The sequence below is a fragment of the Eisenbergiella porci genome, from assembly GCF_009696275.1.
Lineage (GTDB): Bacteria > Bacillota > Clostridia > Lachnospirales > Lachnospiraceae > Eisenbergiella > Eisenbergiella porci.
On record NZ_VUMI01000057.1, the window covers coordinates 13713 to 36181 of the forward strand.

A 22469-nucleotide genomic window follows, 5' to 3' on the forward strand; every position below is an offset into this window, starting at 1 on the left:
ATAAATTTTACCGCAACGCTCAGCCCCCCACAAAGAAAGTACAAAAAATGATCCGGCCAACAGTTACATTGTACCATATTATTCATAAAAAAGTGTCACTGAGATGTCACTTTTATTTGCTATAATAAGCTTACATCGATGTACAGTGAAAACAAAGGCTGTCAAAGCCCCGCTGCTGGCAACAGGCTATCAAACTTGCAGCGCTGCAGGGCTGCGGGATATTGGACTTTCGCGGCAACCGCCAAATATCCATGCAAGCATGGCTGCCTGGCTCGTTGTCCGCGGCAATAAAGTTAGAATACGAGGAGCAATCATTATGGAAATTCTTAAATGCGAAGGTGTCAGAAAGCTGTACGGCACCGGAAATAATCAGGTAACAGCCCTGGACCGGATAGATTTGTCCGTGGAGCAGGGAGAATTCGTGGCAATTGTGGGAGCCTCCGGTTCCGGCAAATCCACACTTTTACATATTCTGGGAAGCGTGGATTCCCCTACCGAAGGGAAGGTGCTCGTGGAGGGTACGGATATCTCCTCCATGAACAGAACGCAGGCGGCCATCTTCCGGCGCAGGAAGGTGGGCCTTGTCTATCAGTTTTATAACCTCATCCCCACACTTACCGTACGCAAAAATATTCTCATGCCGCTTCTGTTAGACAAGAGGAAGCCGAATCCGGAATATTTTGACAAGGTGATAACTACGCTTGGGATCGCGGATAAGCTGGATTTTCTGCCAAGCCAGCTGTCCGGCGGTCAACAGCAGCGCGCGGCTATCGCCAGGTCGCTGATTTACCGTCCGGCCCTGCTGCTGGCCGACGAGCCTACCGGTAACCTGGATCAGAAAAATTCCAGGGAAATCATCGATTTGCTGAAGCTTTCCAACCGCAGCCTGAACCAGACTATCCTGCTGATAACCCACGACGAAAAAATCGCCCTGGAAGCAGATCGTATCATCGTAATAGAAGACGGCCGCATCATCAGCGATCAGAAACGGGGGAAATAATATGTGGAAGGACTATTCATCAGGCTTTATCAAGAGTAACAAGGCGTCCAGCCTGTCCATCATGGCTGCGGCCCTCATTGCCGCCCTGTTCCTGTCTTTTCTGTGCACCCTTTTTTACAACTTCTGGATGGATGAAACGGCGCGCATCATCCTGGAGGATGGGGACTGGGACGGACGGATCACCGGAGAAATCAGTGAACTGCAGCTAAGTACCATAAAAAGCTTTGCCAACGTGGAAAAGGCCGTCATCAACAACGCCCTTTCCGGCGCAAAAGGAACCGTTGTGGATATTTATTTTTACAACAGAAGGGTTGCATATCAGGATATGCCCCTGATAGCGGAAAGGCTGGGGCTGGAGGATAATGCGGTCAGTTATAATACGCTGCTTCTGTCCCAGTATCTGATTCACGATCCCAACGCGAAACAGCCGCCCATGCTGCTGAGCCTTTATCTTGTGGTGCTGGTTTTGGTATCCTTTTCCCTGATTTTAATCATCCACAATTCCTTCGCCGTATCCATGAACGCACGAATCCACCAGTTCGGTATTTTTTCCAGTATCGGCGCCACGCCGGGGCAGATCCGGTTCTGCCTGATGCAGGAGGCCGCCGTACTCAGTCTGGTTCCGATTCTGGCCGGCTGGCTGCTTGGAATCGCACTCGGCTTTGGGGTAATGAAGGCGGCGAATCTGCTTGTGTCACAGCTGCCGCAGCGGGACAATATGCTCCTACAATTTTACTATCATCCCGCGATTTTTGCGGTTACCATCCTCGCCTCACTTTTTACGGTGCTCTTTTCCGCCTGGCTGCCAGCGATTAAACTCAGCCGCATGACGCCCCTTGAGGCCATCCGGAATGCGGGAGGGCTGCAGCTTAAGAAAAAGAAAAAATCCAGGCTGCTGGCGCTGCTGTTCGGCATGGAAGGGGAACTGGCGGGCAATGCGCTGAAGGCACAGAAAAAAGCCCTGCGCACCTCCACCCTTTCCCTGACGCTGTCTTTTTTTGGTTTTTCCATAATGATGAATTTTTTCAGCCTTTCCACGCTCAGCACCCAATACACCTATTTTGAGAAATACCAGAATGTATGGGATATCATGGTGACCTTAAAGGATACAGAAATAGAAAATTTCGGGCTGACGGAAAAGCTGCGGGAAATCCGTGGAATCCAGGACTGCGTTGTATATCAGAAGGCCATGGCAAAGGTCCGCATTCCTGACAGCTGGCAGAGTGACGAGCTGGCCGCACTGGGCGGGCCGGCTGTGCTGGCCGGACAGGCAGAGTCCGGCGCCACTGACGCTGCAGCTGCCAAAGAAGCCGGCGCCTGGCTGGCAGAAGCGCCCATCGTCATACTGGACGATGACGCTTTTAGAGCATACTGCGAAGAAATCGGCATCACGCCACGCCTTGACGGAACCATAATACTGAATCAGATCTGGGACAGCCTGCACAGTAATTTCCGGCACAGAATCTATGTTCCTTATGTAAAAGAAGCGCAGGATACAGTCACCCTGCTGAATGCGAAGCAGGAAAGCGGCCAGGCAGAAATTCCCGTACTCGCCTATACCCAGACCGTTCCCGCATTAAAGGAGGAATATGATAATTATACCCTGGTGCAGTTCATGCCTCTTTCCTTATGGGAAAAAACAGCCGATCATCTGGGCGGCGCCGAAGAAGATACCTATATCCGGATTCTGTCCGAAAACAGAACGGATCCCGCTGGGATGGCTGCCCTGGAACAGGAGGTAAGCCGGCTTATCAGCCCGGACTATGACATGGTAAGCGAGAACCGGATTCAGGATAAAATCACAAATGATCTGATGATTCAGGGCTATCAGCTGATTCTCGGCGGTTTGTGCGTAATGCTTGCCTTCATCGGCATTGCCAATGTCTTTTCCTATACTCTGGGCTTTCTTCATCAGCGGAAACGGGAATTCGCCCAGTATATGTCCGTAGGTCTGACACCGGGAGGAATCCGGAAAATGTTCTGTATTGAAGCGCTGGTCATCGCCCTTCGGCCGCTTATCATCACACTGCCGCTGACCGCAGCCTTTATTGTATTCGCAGTCAGGGCAAGCCGCCTGAATCTTTCAGAATTTCTGCCGGTTGCCCCTGTGGCGCCAATTGCAGTGTTCAGTCTGGCGATTCTTGGTTTTGTAGCCCTGGCCTACTATATCGGCGGGAAAAAAATTCTGCGCTGCAGCATGGCGGAAGCGCTGCGTGACGATACGCTGGCATAGAAACCTTTTTAACTGATATAAATTTATATAAAAAACTGCCGTATTTCAACTGTTGGACAGTCATAATACGGCAGCATTTTTTTCTCATTCAACTGCTACAGATAACATTTCAGATCTTCACAAAGCTGTTCCTCAATGGATATCAGCTCTTTACAAGTCTTTTTTGCAGAATTTTCAGCGCCTTCATACTGGTTGAGGTATCTGTTCAGGGATTTTATTCCCATATTGCAGCCGTCTGTAATCAGATCCGCCACTGTGGCATCGCTGTTATCCATGCTCAGCTTCACGTTTGTTTTCATCCAGGACATGCTTTTTGCCATTGCGGAGGGTTCCTTTTCTTCCGAATCTAAGCGGTCCAGCATTTCCCAGATCTCATTTTCCAGCTTTTCATGATGCACTTTGCTTTCCTCAAGCAGTTTCTTCATATTGCTGTCGCACACCTTTTCCAGAACCTCGTCTATGGAGGATACTGCCATTTTCGTGCCGGCATCACATTCACGAAGTAGTTTTACCGTATCTGAATTTTCCATTGTGTACTCCTTTTTATTTTTAGTATTTCAGAAATTGTAAATACTATGCATGAAACGGATCGGCGTTAAACAGCTGAAAAAAGTTTATTTTCTCCATATAGCCTATGTCTGTTACACACATAAAGAGGCCGGCATAAACTCCCGTGAGCTATGCCGGTCCCAAATTTCGGATGCCTGCCTTCCGGCCGTCCTGGGCTCCTATTGCCACATAGAAGGCCTTGTACCCATCCTGTCTCAGTTTTTGGACAGTGATGTCCCGGCCGACTTCCACGCCGCATTTGAATTCCACTCCCATTTCCCGCAGCACATCGATCTCAGCTTCAATCACATCTTTTTCCAGACGGAAGGAAGGAATGCCATTCATCAGCATGCCGCCGGGCCGTTTTTCCTTTTCAAAAACAGTGACCGGATATCCCATTTTTTTCAGATAAAACGCGGCGGACATTCCTGCAGGGTCTGCACCGATGACAGCTATTTTTTCCTGAAAGGGCTTTCCTGAATAGTTCAGCATGGGAGGAATATAGCGGTTTTCTGCATGTAGCTCCTGCTCTGCGATGAATTTCTTGATTTCATCAATGGCAACGGCCTGATCCACACGGCCCCTGGTACAGGCATCCTCGCAGCGGCGGTTACAGATGGCTCGTATGATAATTTGCTGTCGCCAATTACAAGCATTTACACACCTGAGTAAACCACATAACATTGAACTACTTTCCGGCACTGCTAACCAATTACATTTACATTAAACTGACGAGTATTATCCATTCTATTTACAGAGGTATTTCCATTATCTCTTCCCTGAATTCAAACGGGCCGCTGACAGGGGAGTTCCTTCTATGTTTTCCCCAATAATCTTCATTAAAAGTAATGGGAGAGCCATCCGGATTTTCGAATAATTCTTCTGGTTCAAATGCTTCACCCAACACCATTGTTGAGATCATTTCCGTATCATTTTCAGGCATATATTTAAAAAGATTTGTATGAAGGGTAATGCCATCCTTTTCTTCAACGAGTTTTAAGTCAATTTGGTGTTCCGTATCTTTAACGTAACCGACTTCCCCATCATAAGGCTCCGCGCCATTGAAATACACATTGCCTCCGGAATATACCGGCAAATGATCATAATACTTATCTCTTTCCTCACGGATTTTATAGTTTTCCTCCTGAAATTTATTAAAATATTCTTCGGAACTGGGATAACCGTCATAAGGCTTCGTTCCAACCACATAATTCATTAAATCCAGTCCTTCTATATTCCTTTCCTTTGCATAATTCAGCAAAAGCTGACGAACCGGCTGTTGTACAAAAATGTTATTGTAGAATCTTGCATCTCCATGAAGAATCGTCATAAAACCATCAATTTCTGTCCGGTGCGGAACATGATAAGGTGTATATCGCGGTGAAGGAAAAAGCCTGCTTCCATTATCAACGCCATTTCCAACATAGACAAAAGAACCTGCGATTAAGTTATGAACTAATGCAATTCCCTGTGTACAAAAACGCCCTGCCACTTCAGACAAAAAGATATTGTTATCCATCAGTGTCGGTCCATGGGAAACCTCAACAAATATATCCTCCGCCACAGATAAATGCTCTGTTAATTCAGTCCCGTCCGGCGGTGTGTTTTTATAGAATAAATTTTGTGATACGCGAGTTCCCTGTGCCTGCCAGTCCAGCCATAATCCCCTGGTACAGTGATGGAATCTGTTTCTTCTGATAATTACATCAATAGCGGCATGCATCTTTATTCCGCCTATTTCTGCACCGGCCAGATCCTGTTTATTATTGATATGGTGTATATTGTTATCTTCAATAACAGAAAACACTCCGCCCAAATGACCCACAATACCGGTCTGTCCGCAATCATGGATATCGCAGCGCCTTATTATATGCGAGCCGATTCTTTCCTTTGTCCATCCTTCACGCTGAGCCTGACAAATAGCATCCCGCTCCGTCTGTGTTCCCGTCTTGGTGTGTTTTCTTGCCCACTTATTATCATTATTGGGCTGCAAATATTTACCAAGAGATATCCCGCTGCATTTTGCATTTGATATATCACAGTCCTCAATAATCCATCCCTTAGACCAGTGGGGACCTATCATACCCTCCTGGTAGGCAGTCGGCGGAGCCCACTGCGTGGCAGCCTTTGTAATAACAAATCCGGAAACAGTAATGTATCCGATTCCTTCTGCAGAAGGCCAGAAGCAATTTCTTCTGACATTAATCTCTACATTTTCCATATTTGGATCATATTTATGAAAATTTGCATATATAATGGTATAATTATTTTCCTGCTCAGTATACCATTTGTACAGTGAGCCTTCCGGATCCCATGAGCCCTTATAAATAACAGGATTCAGAACCTCTTCTAACGAATCGGTTTCATATAATGCCTTATTATTGATGTAAACCTCACCCGTATGTAACGGCTTAACAGCATCATACCAATCTCCGAATATTTTAACAGTATATGGATTATACTCTCCGAAAATACTGTTAGGAATTTTGGCTCTCCACACAGTGCCCTGATATCTTTCCCAATTTTTTACTTCCTCCGCACCTGATATAACTGCGCCGTTTTTTACTTCGGAACGATATACAATACGTCTTTCCGGTGTTCCTGCACAGGCCGGATTAATATATTCCCTATATATTCCCGGTGCAACAATTACTTCATCTCCCGGTTTGGCAATGGCTGCTGCCTGGGCAAGTGAATTCAGCGGATATTCTTTTGTCCCGTCTCCTCCTCTGGATTCCTTTGATACATATATCTCCATAATATTCCTCCATATATTAATACCTGCGGGATTATTTATTGTTCCCTCAAGATATCCCAATTAAATCCATCCTGAGATGCTAAAAGCCCAAATGATGTATGTCCCTCTTTATCTTCTCCCATAAGTATCATCATCCAGCAGTCACTGTCTTTCCAGACAAACGGCGCTCCATATCTTGTAGTCATCCAGTCTTGCTCCGGAACCTCTATTCTTCCCTGTTTTCTCCAATGCAGCAAGTCCGGTGATACCGCATATGCCAGATGCTGAGCCTTCAGTCCTTCACTGTAAATCATAACCCATTCTCTGCCGTTGTTAAAAACGGTAACATTTTCTGCACCGTCAGGAGCTTCATCACAAGCGCCAATCAGAGGACTGTCAACTGTTGTAATAATCCATTTCTTCAGCTGCGGATCTTCTGTGTACGCATGACCCACCAAATTTGTAGGGCTTTTATAATAAAGTCTGTCTGTTCCCACAAAAAAGCAATGCAGACGTTCCCCATCTGCCACAAAAGTCGGATCAATCACACGCTTTGCCTGATTCCATGGCAAATCCATGGCCTCCTCCAAAAAATAAACCGGTTCCGACCAGTTGATTAAATTATCAGAAATACTATAGCAAAGCATAGTTGGTACATCAGGATATGACTGATATGGAAGTATGTACTTATCACTCCACCGGATTACATCCCCCGGAGAGGCAAAGCCCTTCGCAGAAATATCACGATCATCCTCAAAATGTATAAAATCCTTCGTGAAAACATGCGCAACAGACCAGTTTTCCGGTTTGGTCCAATCATTATTTGAATAACGCGAGTAGAATAAATGATAACCGTCTGAGCCCTTAAATACTGATGGATCCCTTAAATTATCCGATCTTTTCCAGACAGGATTGTATAATTGCTTTATGTCCATATTTTTTCTCCTCATAATTGATAAAGGCAGAGTCTTCTATTCTCTGCCTTTATCTTTGTAATCTGCAGATACCGCAAGACATTATTTTACATAACGATCATAAGCCGCCTGTTCAACAGCAAGTACATCATCAATTCCCATGTTTTTAAGCGTCTGGACAAAGCTGTCAAAGTTATCCAGGGGCTCTTTTCCCATGATGAATTTATTAATCATTTCATCCTTATAGGTCTGGATTTCCGTATAAGTGCTGTTTATTACTTCTCTTTCTTCTTCAGTAAAGGAAAGTGCGGGAATCGTGGGGCGTATATACTGTTCCATGTCATTTCTGTAGTTAACATAGGTTTCATCCAGCAAAGCATCCTCGTAGCCTATATCCTGCTTATATGCCCATTCTCTGTGTCCGTAAATATTCAGCATCGACAGAATGGAACGCCCCTGGGAATCATTTGCAATATTTTCCGTATAAGTGGGCTTTCCATTTTCCATAGTATATGTCTCACCTTCAATACCAAAGTTCATTAAAAGGCTGCCTTCTTCACTATAGAAATAATCGAACAGCTGCACGATTTCCTTGATATAAGGTGAATCCGCACTGATTGCGGTAAATCCCCTGATTGCCTGCATCTGGCTTGTTGTCATCTGGGTTCCGTCAGGCCCTTTCGGAGGAGCCACAACGACAAAATATGCATCTGAATCTGCATTTGCCGCACGCACCTGTGTTCCCAAAGAATATGCACGGGCTGTAGTATCCTGACATGCACCGGAAACTTCATTTGTTAATCTTGAAAGCCATACATTTGTATCGTTCGTTGCATACTCAGAATCAATCAGGCCTTCACTATACAATTTATTGATAAATTCCAATGCTTCTTTGCATCTCGGATCAGTATATGCGTACTTCACCTGGCCATCTTCAATAAAAAACTGTTCATTTGCTTCAAAACCGCTGATTCCGAACGCTTCCATAAATGCAAGTACACCAGCCTGTGTATTCCTTGTCGTATATGGTATTTCATCGGCTTCACCATTACCATTAGGATCCTGTTCCTTAAATGCCTTTAAAACATGATACCAGTCATCCAATGTCACAGGCACTTCCAGGCCTAACTTATCCAGCCAGTCTCCACGCAGCATCCATACCTTAAACGTTTTTACAGCCCCGATGAAAGGCAGGAAATATATATTTCCGTCGCTTGCTCTGATATCCCGGATATAGTCAGGGTTTTCATCTAATATTTTCTTTAAGTTGGGCGCATATTGATCAATATAATCGTCCAAAGCTGCAAATGTTCCCTGTTCAGCAACCTTCATCATATCATCCCGATATGTGCTGACCATGATATCAGGTATATCGCCGGAAGCAACCGTTACATTAAATTTTTCACGGAATTGATCTTCCGTATTCGGTGCCGCAACAAATTCAAAATTTACCCCTGTACGTTTTGTTATTTCCTGAATAATAGGCAGGTCTGTACTTATGGCCTGATCTGCCGAATCCTGCAGAAACATACTGACCGTAATATTTTCATTGTTTTCCTCTTTTGAGGATTCAGACTCCCCTGCTGCCTCTGAACTAACTGTTGGCTGGTTGTTGTCTGATGCCGAATTTCCGCATCCGGAAAATGCTGTCAGGCACACAGCTGATGCTAATACCAATGCAACTACTTTTTTTGCTACCATAACTTCCTCCTTTTTTGTTCCAATCCTTATTTTCGTTTCTGCAAATAATCTTTCCTCGCCCCTCCTTTTCCTTTTTTTCTGTATGAAAAAGGCATTTTCAGCCCTTTACAGAACCAACCATAATTCCCTTGACGAAATACTTTTGTATAAATGGATAAACCATCATGATGGGTATCGTAGCTACCATAATTGTTGCATACTTTACTGATTCACTGATTTGGTCAGATCCATTTACCAAGTCGATAGACAGTTCATTTGTCTGGTTTTGAATTACAATATCCCGCAGAATGATCTGCATAGGAACCAATTCCCTGTCTCTTAAATAAAGCATGGCGGGAAAATAACTATTCCACTGTGCCACCGCATAAAACAAACCTACGGTAACTATGCCCGGCAGTGAAAGCGGCAGAATAATTTTAAATAATATTTTCAGCTGGCTGCATCCGTCTAAGGATGCAGATTCCTCCAGCTCATATGGAATCTGCTGAAAAAAATTCTTAAGAAGAATTACATTGAAAGACGAAACTGAAGTGGGCAGCAGTATGGACCAAACCGTATTATACATATTAAGCTTGGTAACTATTAAAAAGGTAGGTATCATTCCGGCGCTGAAGAGCATTGCAACCACAACAACAGCAGACATAAATTTTTGTCCCGGAAAGGACCTTCTTGATAAAGGATAGGCCGCAAGAGAAGATAAAAGCAGACTGACAGCCGTACCTGCCACCGTGTAAAATATTGTATTCAGATATGCTCTTCCAATCATGGGATAAGACAAAATCCTCTTATAAGCATCAATTGTCAGCCCCATTGGTATTATTCCCACTTTTCCCTGTGCCAGAAACTCAAAACTGCTTAATGAAGCGGCAAAAACATATAAAACCGGATATAATGCCGCCGCCATCAGCAAAAATAAAATAGTATAATTAATGCATTGAAAAATAATGCGTCCTTTACTTAATTTCATATTTTCCTCCATCACCAAAGACTTGTTTCAGATGTTTTTTTAGCTATTTTATTGGCAAATAATACAAGCATTAACCCAATGACTGACTGGAAGAAACCTACCGCAGAAGCAAAACTGTATTCTCCGTTCAGGATTCCCCTTCTATAGACATAAGTACCGATAACATCTGCCGTAGAATAGATGCTGGGATTATACATAAGAACAATCGTTTCGTATCCAACATCCAGAACCCTTCCTATCTTCATTAAGAACAGCAATACGATTGTAGGAGTTAACCCAGGTAATGTAATGTGAAACAGCTGCGCCCACCTTCCTGCTCCATCAATTCTGGCCGCTTCATATAATTCCGAGCTTATCCCTGTTAACGAAGCCAGATAAATAATCGCACTGTATCCGGCAGTCTGCCATATTGTCATAACTGTATATATTCCCCAGAAATAAGAAGGCTCTGTCAAAAAATTTATCCGTTCCATTCCCAAATGAGCCAATATATTGTTCACAAGCCCTGTACTGGGAGACAGAAAAGTAACTACCATTCCCACTACAACAACACTGGAAATAAAATTGGGCAGATATGTAACTGTCTGGACAAGCTTCTTATAACGCATCCGTCCTACTTCATTAAGCAAAAGCGCCAATATAATGGGAGCAACAAACCCTACTGTCAGCTGTAAAAAATTAATTCCCAATGTATTTCTTATTAATCTCCAGAAAAAAACGGAATTGATAAACTGCTTATAGTACTCTAACCCAACCCATTTGCTGCTGAAAATTCCTTTCGCCGGCTGATATTTCTCCAATGAAATAATAAGAGACAATAATAACGGCACATACCGGAAAATCACAAAATAAATTAACACGGGGATAAACATAACGTAAAATGGGATGTTCTTTTTAATACTGTTTCGCATATTCTGTTTTTTCTGAAAATGAAGCATCTTCTTTTTCTTATTGTTGCAAAACATTCATTGCACCTCTCTCTCTATTTTGCATGGGCCTTCTACAACTGTTTTGTTGCGTATGCCTAGCTTAACATCAGAGATTAAATGTGTAAATCTTCCGATTTTTAGTATTTATGGACAAATTATAGATATCACATGGCAATTCTTTTGATTTCATGCCGCACAAAATAAAAAGACTTCAAATAATGCAAAAGACCCTTTTCTCCGCTCATGAGAAAAGGGTCTTCCATACTCTTCCTGATATTAAATTTTTCTATACTGCGCCGGCGATATGCCATTATATTTTTTGAAAACCTTACTGAAACTGTTTGCGCTGCTATACCCAACCAATTCAGCGATCTGTGATATATTATATGAAGTGTTTTCCAGCAGCTCCTTGGCCTTTCGTAATCGGAACTGATTCACATAATCGACAAAATTCAAACCGGAATTCTCTTTAAATACAAAACTCAAATAAGAAGCAGATAAGTTAACTACCGCCGCTACAGTATCAAGCGAAATTTCCTTGTTGTAATTTTCTTCAAGGTAACGGTCTATTTTTTCCAAAACATAATTTTGCTGACCTCGTTTATTGTCTGCTGCAAATAATGCAATCGTCTTGAATATCCATATTACATACTGCTTCTTTTCGCTTATGCTTTTTTTCTGATCAAGCTCCTTATAGATATCTTGCTTATCAGTAAAAATCTGTTCATTTGTCAGCCTCATCTCAAATATTGTTCTTACCGCTGTTCCGGCTAATGCATGGAACAAATTATCGATCATTTCAGGAGACAACACATCCTCTGAAAAGTTCTCATAAAATATATCTTCCAGCATTTTAACTACGTTTTCACTGTTGCCGGATTTTGTAATCATGATTAGCTGTGTTTCTTTTTCCAGCGGATATGAAATGACCGCGCCATTTGTATTTTTCACCTCGTCAATGTAAATAACAGAATTTTGCCCCTTTACGATTTGATATTTTATTGTTTCAAGCGCATCAATAAAGGAACGATAGCAATTTCTGATACCCTTGTAGCTGTTTCCCACCCCGACAACATAGGGCAAATCGCCTTTATTCATATACTCCTGTACCTTTGCCAAATACTCATTCATACCACTTAATTCATAAAAAGATTCAGGTGCATTTAATACGGAAACAATTGTTTGTTCATCCTTTGCCAGAAAATAACATTTACATTGTTCTCCCAAAGTCAGTTCAGCAATTTCCCTCATTTTTACGACATCTTCTTCGTGGGAAATTTTATATTTTTTTAAACTGCCCGGAATTTCCCCGTCAATGACATATACAATTACCTGATAAAAAGGAAATGGCAGCTCAATTCCTATTTCCAAACCTAATTTTTCAGAATCGCTGTCAACCTGTCCATTGATAATATCATATATAAACTTATCCTGAAGCATTGGCCTGCTTTTTTCATAATTATCCTGCAGCGTCTGGTTTTCTTTATAAACATAATCAATTATGCCATTGATTAAGGCAAATTCGTTTCTGTTTTTCTTTTTATTTTCGATTGTTTTTCTATCACCTATTATATTAATGTAACTCAATATTTTGTTCATGGGCCTGTATAGTCCATTTACAATATATATTGTTAATACAATAGATAAAATTATGCTTATCGATACCACCAGCAGCGTAACATTCCTGATTTGGTTAACACTTTCCTTAATGTATTCCGTGGGAATCACTGAAATGTATTTCCATTGCAGGTTTTGCGATTGTATATACTGAATGGTAAAGGGTTTTCCGCCTGCCATCAGTTCTACTGTATCCTGCTTTTGAGTCATCCCGGTTAACTGCGAATGGACAGCTGACCGTATCAAATCCAGGTCGTTAAACTCATCATAATACTGTTCGTTCGTATAAACGATATTCCCTTCCTTATCAACAATATAATGGAAAATAATTTTTTCCTTATTATAATTGGATAGTTCTTTTTCAAACAGGGAATCGCTTACATTAACGATAAGCATTCCCTTGGGAGATTTATCGATAAACGGCAGGGATTCTGAAAAAACCACCACCGGAACCTGATAGGTCCCCCGATAAATATTTTTCTTACCAATATAATTAAAACCGCTGCTTCCAAATACCTGATCCCAATCAATATCATCTGTATATTTGCATACATCTGAGAAAAAAAGGGAACGTTCATATTTGCTTTCTGTACCTAATACAAAATCAGTTTTTTTTGCATACAGCCATATATCAGATATGTAATTATTATTTGATTTAAGAGCGCTTAAATAAGACATGGAATCCTGAATTAATTCGTATTTATCATAATTGCTTTGATTCGACAGGTATAATACCTCATTCAGGCTGCGGTTCAATGCAGCCTGCATAAGATTGGCCTGCAAAGAATTAATTTTCTGATCAATCCCTTTCTGCGCCTGTTTTAAAATAAGCATATTGCTGTTCTGAACCTCGCTAATCATCATTGCAGAAGATTTGCGGTAAGAAAAAAAAGATACCAGTCCTATTGATATAAGAACCAGCGCCATAATATAAATAAAAATTCTCACAAATATACTGTTTAATCTAAACTCTTTAATACTTCGTGAAAAAATCCCCATAACTTCTCCCCGGTATCCCCCCTGCTCTGTCATTATCTGAAGTCTCAGCAGATAAAAAGCATTGCGCTCTGCTGACATAAATAAACATATCTTATTTTATATATTTTGTAAAGTTCATTTCCCCCAAAACAATGCTTCTTAAGTTCTGGAAAAACATGGTCCGATCTAAAGGATTCACCTGTTTTGATTTTACCAGGTGAATCCTTTAAGCAGAATATAGTTTTTTTTGAAAAAATTCTTACAGCAGTATCTTATATTGCATCCTTCAGCCAGCACACCGCCCTATCTTACGCCATAACCTCAATTTTAACAATCCCCACAGCCTCTCCCGGAAAACGCACCCTGACAAATCTGGCCCTTTCGGAGGAAAGATGCACTGTCAAGAAGGAATTGGCATCCCCTTCCCGTGCCAGGTATATCTGCCTGAATTCTTTTCTGTCATCAGAAAGCGCCAGTTCATATACTCCGTTCATAACAGCGTTGAATTCCAGGGTAATACTTTTAACCTCCTTCGTGCCTTCCAAATCAACCAGGATCCAGCCGCCTGTTTCTTCCTCCGCCGGATACCAGAAGGTATTGAAACTACCATCCGTGACATTTTTTCCCGGATGCTCTTTGTGGGCGCTGCTGCAAAAGACCGGCCTGTTAAGGCTGATATTACTTAGCTGCTTCCTTTCCGGCGCTCCCTGCAAATACGGCGGAGGCTGCAATTCCTTCAATTGCCGGTTCTCTGGTTTTACACTGCCCGTTACATGGATACAGAGCCTGTCGCCGAGCAGCCCGCCGCTTCGCGCCTGTATTATGGTATCTCCTCCATAATAGGAACGCAGCTCAATGGCTCCCAGCCCTTCAATGAAGTTATTCCTTTCCGGAGAAAAAACAAAGGTTTTGCCGGTGGGGAACATCCCTTCCCCGCTTACCACCTCAAGCACCACCTCCGGGGAATTGGTGATTCTGTTTCCCTGTTCATCCATGACGGAGACAATGATATGAGCATCCTGCGTCCCATCGCTGCTTATTTCCGTCCGATCCGCAGCCAGATGGATCCGGAAAGGGATCCCCTCCTGCAGGAGCGCAGGCCGCTGTATGCCAAGCAGATTTTCCCGGTACCAATACCAGGTGTTCAGCGGCAGACGGTAATAATCTATCATTCCCATATGCCCCATATCAAATAAAATACTTCCGTGATGGAACCCGCACCATAGGGATTTCCCGGAGCGCCATGGATAGTTCTTCTCCACCCCGTCCTGATATCTGTGCATAAATTCTCCCGGCCGATCTGAAACCGTGCTTCCATATTCCGATACGAAATTGGGAAATCCCGGATTTATAAAAATGGATGCCCCGTCTCCGTTATAGCCTGCAATATCTCCCAGGCTGTCGAAGCCTCCCCTCTGTGCCCCGCCGACTGCGGCCGGACGCGTGGGATCCAGCCTGTGGGAAAGCTCTGCAAGCCTGACCACCAGCGCTTTGGCTTTTTCCATCACCTCAATATCGGAAAAGAACGGTTCATTGCACATACTCCATACGATGATGCTGGGATGGTTCCGGTTTGTCCGAATCATTTCTTCTAATGTCTGAAGGCAGCTCTGTTCAAATTCCTCCTCATCCTCTTCATTTACCGGATAGCCGCTGGCGGTCCAATAGCCTTCCTCCTTCGGGCCTCCGGTCCCCCAGAAGCAATTCTCAGACCAGAAAAGGATCCCCTGCCTGTCGCATTCCTGCGCGAAATAAGTATGGTGCGGATAATGAGAGCCTCTGATAAAATTCATGCCGCAGCCTTTTATCATGGCGATGTCCCTCTGTATTCCCGTATGGGTCACCGCATCAGACCAGCCCGCATGATCCTGATGCACATTTGCCCCGTGTATCTCATAATGCTCCCCGTTTAATGAAAATCCGGTGTCCGCTGAAAAAGAAAACCACCGGATGCCAAATTCAGTTTCGCAGCTATCTGTCAGCCTTTCCCCTTCCCATATCTCACTTTTAAGGACATATAGATTGGGATGATCCGGATGCCACAGCTCAGGCCGGCAAAGCGTATATTCCTGCGAAACTATTTCCGTATCACCAGAAGATACGTCCAACGCGGAACATACTTTCCCGATTTCCTCTCCCTCCCGGAGAATCCTTGATACCAGACGGCACTGCGCAGCATCTTCTGCCTCATTGCAAATCTCGGTATCCATTGCTATCTTCGCTGTCTTCTTTGAAACCTCCGGCATTGTCACACGGGTTCCGTACCATGCTATATGGAGCGGCTGCGTGACAATTAAGCTCACATCCCGGTAAATGCCTCCGTTGAATACATGTTCCCCCGCCCTTGGCGCAAGCCTGGGATTACAGGGAAATCCGTTTTCCAAGCCATTCCTTTTCCACATACAGTTTTTTCCTGTAGCAGCCATAGCCTACATAAAACTCATTTGTCATAAAATGAGGAATGCCGGAAGAATGCGGAAGCCCGATATCATACCATTGGGAATCGTCAAAATCCGGCGTCTCCGCCTCCGGAAAGTCCCCATGCATAAATTTCCAGTCATTGTTTTCCAGGCGCTGTATCCTGTTACCTGTTCTGCCGCTCATTTCCTTTTACTCCTCCGTCTTTCCGAAAAGAAGCTCATACTGCTTCCCTTCCTCCATATAAATCCGATACCCTTCTATACATTCCTCATACTCTATATTTCTGTCCCCCTGCCGGATCAGGAACGGATAATTTCCCGTAAATTCAACCATCCGGCTGCTGTCGCTTTTGACCCAGGCAGCGGTCAGCATGCCGTCCTGCCAATAAATATCCGTCTCAATCCCGCCTCTGGCCCGAAGTCCCTTCACCCATCCGTTCTTCCAGGAAGGCGGCAGCGCCGGAAGGAAATGGACCGCCGCATGGCTTTGAAGAAGGCATTCCGCCATGCCTGCCAGCAATCCCATGTTTCCGTCAATCTGAAAGACATTTTCCGCATTCAAAAGGCTTCTGCTTAATCCGTGTTCCAGCATCATGGAAATGATCCTGCCTGCGTTTTCACCGTCCAGGAATCTGGCAAAGAAAGCGATATGCCAGGCCCCTGGCCATCCAAATGATCTTGCGCCATGCTCAATTCTGGAATACAGCGCTTTTTTGGCTGCGTCAAATAAGTCTCTGTCTTTATTCCACGCGATTTCATCTCCGGGATACACGGCCCAAAGATGGGAGGTATGCACCATATCAGGAGTCAGTTCCTTTTCCTGTGCGGCCCATTCCATAAGGCGTCCCATGCTGTCGATTTGATTTGGCCTTAAACGATTCAAAACCTTTTCAAATTCCTTTTCCTTGTCATTATGAATTCCCAACACCTTCCCGGCTTCCAGGCACGCAGTCATTAAAGCGCGGATGATCTGGCTGTCTATGGCCGGTCCGGCGCAGATAGGCGTATCATAGCCATTTTCCGTAATAAACCGGTTCTCCGGTGAAACCGACGGGCAGGTTACAAGGAAACCTTCTTTGTCTTCTATCAAAAAATCTACAAAGAACAAAGCCAGCTTCTCCAAAACAGGATATTCCTGCCGGAGGAATTTTTCATCCAGGGTATACCTGTAATGCTCCCATATATGCAGCCCCAGCCAGGAGCCGCCGCACTGCCAGATCGTGGCCGCCGGATAAACATCCTGAGGCGCACAGTCTCCGTAAAAATCCGTGTTATGATGGCACATCATCCCCCGACAGCCATACATTTCCCGGGCACATTTTTCACCGCTTTCCTCCATTTTATGGAGCAATTCAAACAGTGGACTGTGCAGCGATGAAAGATTGCAGATTTCGGCGGGCCAGTAATTCATCTGTAAATTAATATTCACCGTATACTTGCTGTCCCAGCTGGGATCAAATTCCGAGTTCCATATTCCCTGCAGGTTCATTGCAGAAGAGCCTTCCCTGCTTCCCGAAACCATCAGATATCTGGCAAACTGGAAATACCGTGAGGCCGCAGCATCCTCCGCAACGGCCAGGCTGCAGCATCTCATAAAGGGCGAAAAATCCAGGATATGCCTGCGCTTAAGCTCCTCATAGCTGATAGCAGCCGCATGATCCAGTCCTTTCTTTACTGCAGCAGGGCAGTCCTTCTCCCGGTTGTCCGTAGCCGCCGTAACAAGGAGAACCACCTCCTGCGCTTCGCGGATAATAAGTCTGGAATAGCAGTCCTCGATTCTGCCGTCCGTTGCTGCCGACACCCCCACCGCAAATTGGGTTTCCGCTTCGTGCCCTTCCATGATTATCCGGTTTCCATCCAACGTATACAGACGGTCACACCGCGTTGCCGGCCAGACTCCGGCGCTCACATATTTTCCGGGACGTCTGTCATCCGGCGCTTTTGCATCCGTAAAGGGATATCTGTTCAGCATGACGTCCAGCCGGATTGCCCCCGGCCTGCTGCTTTTCAGCCGTATAACCATCACCTTATCCGGGAAGCTGACAAACATTTCCCTTTCATAACGTACCCCATCCTCTATATGTACAATCCGCAGGATCCCATTTTCCAGATCCAGATCAGATTCGTAATCCTCCCCCTCCGATTCCGGGAACCAGCCCATGGGAAAAGCAGACTGCTGATTCAGCGCCAGATCCAGTTCTCCAAGCGTGGAATAATTTCTCATATTAGGAGGAGAGGATACCATATAAGAATACATAAGCTCTTCCGCCTCATCAAACCTGCGGTCCAGCACCTTCTCCTGTATTTCCTTCAGCTTTCCGGCCGCTTTCGGATTAATCCTGTTCTCAGGTTTCCCATACCAGAGAGAATCCTCATTCAGCTGAATCCTTTCCTTTGCGTTATGCCCATAAACCATGGCCCCTAAGGACCCATTGCCCATAGGGAGGGCATCCTTCCAGCGCATCGCCGGTTCCTTATGCTTTACATGAAACTGTGCTTCCATAGATTTATACCTCCTCCAATTAAGAAACATCCCGGCAGAAATATTAAATTTCTGCCGGGATACTCTATTTCCTGCCGAGCAGCAGCGGTATTCTGTTATTTCGCATTCGCTTTATAAGCATCATAATACTTCTGATAAGTATCGATATAATTCTGTACTCCCATGCTGTCCAGCTTCTGAAGATAAGTGTCCCAATCCTTGTCCACATCCAAATCCCCTGTTACGAACTGTACCGTAGCCTGGTTTACATATCCGCCGATGGTCAGGATACCTTCGGAAATTGTCTGTGCATCCTGTCCTTCGAATACCAGGTTGGGAACAATTGTATCATCCCCGGGATCATACTTTGAATATTTCTCAGCGGCTGCCTGCAGATAATACTCGCCATCATGAGAGGGATCCTCAACTTTCACTTCACCGCGGAATCTTGCGGAACTGCATCTGACATTGGCATCTGAAACCCAGGTTCTGTGCTTGTCAGGATATTCCTTTTCCCAGCCGTTTCCAAGCCAGTCATAATCCTCAGGAATTGTATATTTCTGGTAGGTAGGGGTACCGCCTGCAAGAGAAGTTCCTTCCGTAGTCCAGTCCCAGCCCAGCCCTTCCGGACCGAATGCCTGAACGTTAGTGCCTTCCTCGGTTGCCAAGAAGTCAAACAGCGCCACGGCAATTTCAGGGTACTTACAATTGGCGGAAATACTTCCGATACTGGAACCAAAGTAATTATCAAGCCCTTTGGCGGTCAGCCTTACTCCTTCAGGTCCTGCCACAGGTTCAATCACTTCCCAAGTCTGCCACTCACCGTCTTCATTCGCCCAGAACTCATCGTCTACCTGAGGGCCTCCGGCCGGATACATGGCTACCAGATGCGCATCTTCATTTTTCAGGGCCGCGGAGAACTGCGTATTATCCTGTGTAAAGGTCTGGTTATCCAGAAGCCCCTCTTTATAAAGCTTACTCATAAAACGAAGCGCTTCGCGGTATTCCTCCTTCATTACGGAATACTCAATTTTTCCGTCTTTCACAACGAGTCCCGCGCCAACCGTAGGATTGGTATTGCTCAAAGGATTATTGCACTGGATAAAGGAATTAATCATCCATACCGTAGGATCGGTAGCCCATCCGCCGATAAATCCGGTCATTGGAATTTCATCCGCAATCCCATTGCCATTGGGATCTTCATTCTTGACCTTCACAAGGAAATCATACAACTCGTCCGTTGTTTCAGGGATTTTTCCTCCATTCAGCGCGTCTACCCAAGGCTTGTAAATGTACATTCTGTTCTGATACCTGCAGTGATAGCATTCATTCTGATCTCCATAGGTATAAATATTACCGTCAGACATAACAAGATCCGCTTTTCTCATCGGACTTTCTTCATTCATTTTATTCCAGTTCGGAGCATCTTTCAAGTAATCATTTAAAGGAAGCAGCAGCCCCTGCTGGCCATAAGACTGTACCTCTGATTTCGTCCAGTTGGTCGCAAGGAAAATATCGGGCATGCTTGCCGGATCCGTCATAACCAGATTCAGCTTGGTTTTCGCATCATCTCCGTCCACATCATATACGAAGTCAAGATGAATATTCGTTTTTTCCTCAATCCAGTCCGTTACATAATTATCCTGATAGGTACCGCCTCCGGTAGTTGTTGCATACACGAATACCGTCATATTCAGTTTTTCTTTCAGAGGAAATTTCACATCACTTACGGATGCAAAATCAAATGCTCCTGCCTCCCCTGTTTCTGCTGCGGCAGAATCTGCCGGAGCTGTTCCCGAAGCAGCAGTATCGGCAGAACTGCCGCAGCCTCCCAGAACAGAACCACATACCGCCAGTACTGTAATGACCGACAGCAGCTTCTTTCCAATCAATCCTTTCTTTCTCATGTGTTTCCTCCTTGTTTCTTTTTCTATAAATGGGTTTTCCCAGTTTATGCTAGCCTTTGACAGAGCCGATCATCACGCCCTTGACAAAATATTTCTGGACAAAAGGGTAGATAACCATTAACGGCAATGTACTTATAATAATAGTTCCATATTTTAACATTTCGCTCAGATACTGGTTTTTCGCTATTACCTGAGGATCTACAGACGAACTGTTCAGATTCACCTGAGACATCAGCAATATCCTGCGCAGCACCAGCTGAAGAGGATATTTATCTTCCGAATTGATATAAATCATCGGATTAAAGTAGGAATTCCACAGGGATACCGCAACCCAAAGGCACAATACTGCCACAATCGGCGTGGAAAGCGGAATCACTATCCTGGAAAAAAATTTAAAATCCGAACAGCCGTCCATCTCCGCCGCTTCCATGAGTTCCTTTGGAATGGTCTGCTTAAAAAACGTCCGAGCCACAATCATGTTATAGGCGCTTACCGCTCCAGGGAGAACAATGGCCCACATAGTATCAATCAGTTTCAGATTCCTTACCAAAAGATAAGTCGGAATCAGACCGCCGGAAAACATCATCGTAAACAAGAAAAGTCCTGTAAACAATTTTTGCCCCCGGAAGTCATCCCTGGACAAAGGATATGCCGCAAACAAAGTAAAAACAATGCTAATCAGCGTTCCGACAATGGTATATATGACAGAATTTTTATAACCGGACCAAATGGACTGATATTTAAATACCGCTTTATAACTGTCAAAGGTAAATTCAACCGGCAGCAATCTGACCCTGCCCGCCATCAGCGCGCTTCCTGAACTGAAGGAACAGCTGATATTATAAATAATCGGATATAGGACAATAACAAGAAGCAAGGCAAGCAATACATAGTTAATAAAATAAACTACCTTATCCTGTGTAATTTTTTTCTTTTTCATAGCTCCCACCTTCCTTAAATAAACCCGTTTCCGGTCAGCTTATCCGCAATCTTATTTGTTATCAGAATCAGGACCAGCCCCACTACGGACTGGAATAAACCGATTGCCGTGGAATACGGATAATCCGGAAAGGTGGAAACCAACGATACCTTATAAGAATAAGTGGTGATGACTTCCGACATACTCAGATTGTTCTGATTCTGCATGGCAAGCACCTTTTCATAGCCAATATTCAGGATGCTTCCCATATTCAGAATCATCATAATAACCGCGGTAGGCAGGATAGCCGGCAGATCCACATAGCGAATCCGCTGCAGCAGGGTCGCCCCGTCAATAATTGCCGCCTCATGCTGTTCCATATCCACGCCTGCCAAAGCCGCAATATAAATGATGGCACCGAAGCCTACTCCCTGCCATACGCCGGTCCATACGTACAAAGACGGAAACAGATTCGCGCTTCCCAGGACACTGACACCGAAGGTATCTTTGATAAATTTCCCCAAAATCCCAACCCTGGTATCCAGCATCAGGTTAATAATCCCCACGAACACGATCGTGGAAATAAAATAGGGACAATAAGTAATCATCTGAACGGTTTTCCTGAAAAAAATATTCTTCGCATAATTCAGAGACAATGCCAGCAGAATGGAACACGGCATGGTCACTACCATAGAATAAAGCGAAATAACCAAGGTATTTCTCAAGCACTCTTTAAAATTATAGTTATTAAAAAAACGGATAAAATTGTTCAGGCCATGATTCTCTGCCCACGGGCTGCCCCAGATACCCAGACTGACCTGATAGTTCTTAAACGCCAGCAGCACGCCATACATCGGCGCATAAGCAAATACCAACAGTAAAATTACCGGAAGGGATATCATCAGATACAATTGCCAGTGGGCCTTAAAATAATGTCCGAAGCTTCCCCTTCCTGTTCTTTTCTTTTTCCCCAACCTTTTCAACGTACATCCTCCTAGTATAATAATGGTGTAGTCAAGAACGACTACTGGTTAACAGTTACAAAGTCCAATCTAATAAATCTATATAGATATAACGGAAGGAGGAGTTCCCCCTCCATCAGAAGTTATAGGACAA

15 protein-coding genes and 1 pseudogene are annotated in these 22469 nt (G+C 44.3%); 2 read left to right on the forward strand and 14 right to left on the reverse strand.

Translation table 11 applies throughout. From position 1 onward, the window contains the following. The first annotated feature begins 316 nt into the window (after window positions 1–316). Together FYJ45_RS23775 and FYJ45_RS23780 are read left to right on the forward strand one after the other, a co-directional pair. Complete coding sequence (locus FYJ45_RS23775) at window positions 317–1000, forward strand: ABC transporter ATP-binding protein (protein ID WP_035322291.1); 684 nt, start codon at window positions 317–319, stop codon at window positions 998–1000. 1 nt (window position 1001) lies between these two features. Continuing rightward, window positions 1002–3233 (forward strand): ABC transporter permease, encoded by a 2232-nt coding sequence (locus tag FYJ45_RS23780; protein WP_154467508.1) that lies wholly within the window; start codon window positions 1002–1004, stop codon window positions 3231–3233. A 95-nt stretch (window positions 3234–3328) separates the two neighbouring features. On the opposite strand, the gene FYJ45_RS23785 is transcribed toward FYJ45_RS23780, so the two are convergent. From FYJ45_RS23785 to FYJ45_RS23850, 14 genes and pseudogenes are all read right to left on the reverse strand, one after another. Beyond that, window positions 3329–3763, reverse strand: a complete 435-nt coding sequence (locus FYJ45_RS23785) for a hypothetical protein (RefSeq protein ID WP_154467509.1) — start codon at window positions 3761–3763, stop codon at window positions 3329–3331. Window positions 3764–3932: 169 nt separating this feature from the next. Continuing rightward, a pseudogene (locus FYJ45_RS23790) lies at window positions 3933–4400 on the reverse strand (NAD(P)-binding protein); the annotation flags it as partial. 133 nt (window positions 4401–4533) lie between these two features. Further along, window positions 4534–6540 carry a right-handed parallel beta-helix repeat-containing protein gene (locus tag FYJ45_RS23795; RefSeq protein ID WP_154467510.1) on the reverse strand — a complete coding sequence of 669 codons (2007 nt, stop codon included), beginning with the start codon at window positions 6538–6540 and terminating at the stop codon, window positions 4534–4536. Between the two features lie 35 nt (window positions 6541–6575). After that, window positions 6576–7454, reverse strand: coding sequence for a glycoside hydrolase family protein (locus tag FYJ45_RS23800; protein WP_154467511.1), 879 nt, complete (start codon window positions 7452–7454; stop codon window positions 6576–6578). An 81-nt stretch (window positions 7455–7535) separates the two neighbouring features. Further along, window positions 7536–9134 carry an extracellular solute-binding protein gene (locus tag FYJ45_RS23805; RefSeq protein WP_154467512.1) on the reverse strand — a complete coding sequence of 533 codons (1599 nt, stop codon included), beginning with the start codon at window positions 9132–9134 and terminating at the stop codon, window positions 7536–7538. A 97-nt stretch (window positions 9135–9231) separates the two neighbouring features. Then, a complete protein-coding gene (locus FYJ45_RS23810; protein ID WP_154467513.1) occupies window positions 9232–10101 on the reverse strand; it encodes a carbohydrate ABC transporter permease in 870 nt (289 codons plus the stop codon). Between the two features lie 11 nt (window positions 10102–10112). Continuing rightward, window positions 10113–10790, reverse strand: coding sequence for an ABC transporter permease (locus FYJ45_RS30120; protein WP_235930988.1), 678 nt, complete (start codon window positions 10788–10790; stop codon window positions 10113–10115). Window positions 10791–11306: 516 nt separating this feature from the next. After that, window positions 11307–13724 carry a helix-turn-helix domain-containing protein gene (locus FYJ45_RS23820; RefSeq protein ID WP_154467514.1) on the reverse strand — a complete coding sequence of 806 codons (2418 nt, stop codon included), beginning with the start codon at window positions 13722–13724 and terminating at the stop codon, window positions 11307–11309. A gap of 209 nt (window positions 13725–13933) precedes the next feature. Then, window positions 13934–16027, reverse strand: coding sequence for a glycoside hydrolase family 2 protein (locus tag FYJ45_RS23825; RefSeq protein WP_195841954.1), 2094 nt, complete (start codon window positions 16025–16027; stop codon window positions 13934–13936). Further along, complete coding sequence (locus tag FYJ45_RS23830) at window positions 15987–16229, reverse strand: hypothetical protein (RefSeq protein ID WP_154467516.1); 243 nt, start codon at window positions 16227–16229, stop codon at window positions 15987–15989. Before FYJ45_RS23830 ends, FYJ45_RS23825 begins: the two co-directional genes overlap by 41 nt. Before the next feature lie 6 nt (window positions 16230–16235). After that, entirely contained in the window at window positions 16236–18548 is a 2313-nt protein-coding gene (locus FYJ45_RS23835) for a glycoside hydrolase family 95 protein (protein WP_154467517.1), read from the reverse strand. A 95-nt stretch (window positions 18549–18643) separates the two neighbouring features. Then, window positions 18644–20434: a type 2 periplasmic-binding domain-containing protein gene (locus tag FYJ45_RS23840; protein WP_154467518.1), complete on the reverse strand. Its 1791-nt coding sequence runs from the start codon at window positions 20432–20434 to the stop codon at window positions 18644–18646. Window positions 20435–20483: 49 nt separating this feature from the next. Further along, complete coding sequence (locus FYJ45_RS23845) at window positions 20484–21374, reverse strand: carbohydrate ABC transporter permease (protein WP_154467519.1); 891 nt, start codon at window positions 21372–21374, stop codon at window positions 20484–20486. A gap of 14 nt (window positions 21375–21388) precedes the next feature. Beyond that, entirely contained in the window at window positions 21389–22336 is a 948-nt protein-coding gene (locus FYJ45_RS23850; RefSeq protein WP_235930989.1) for an ABC transporter permease, read from the reverse strand. Window positions 22337–22469 lie beyond the last annotated feature (133 nt).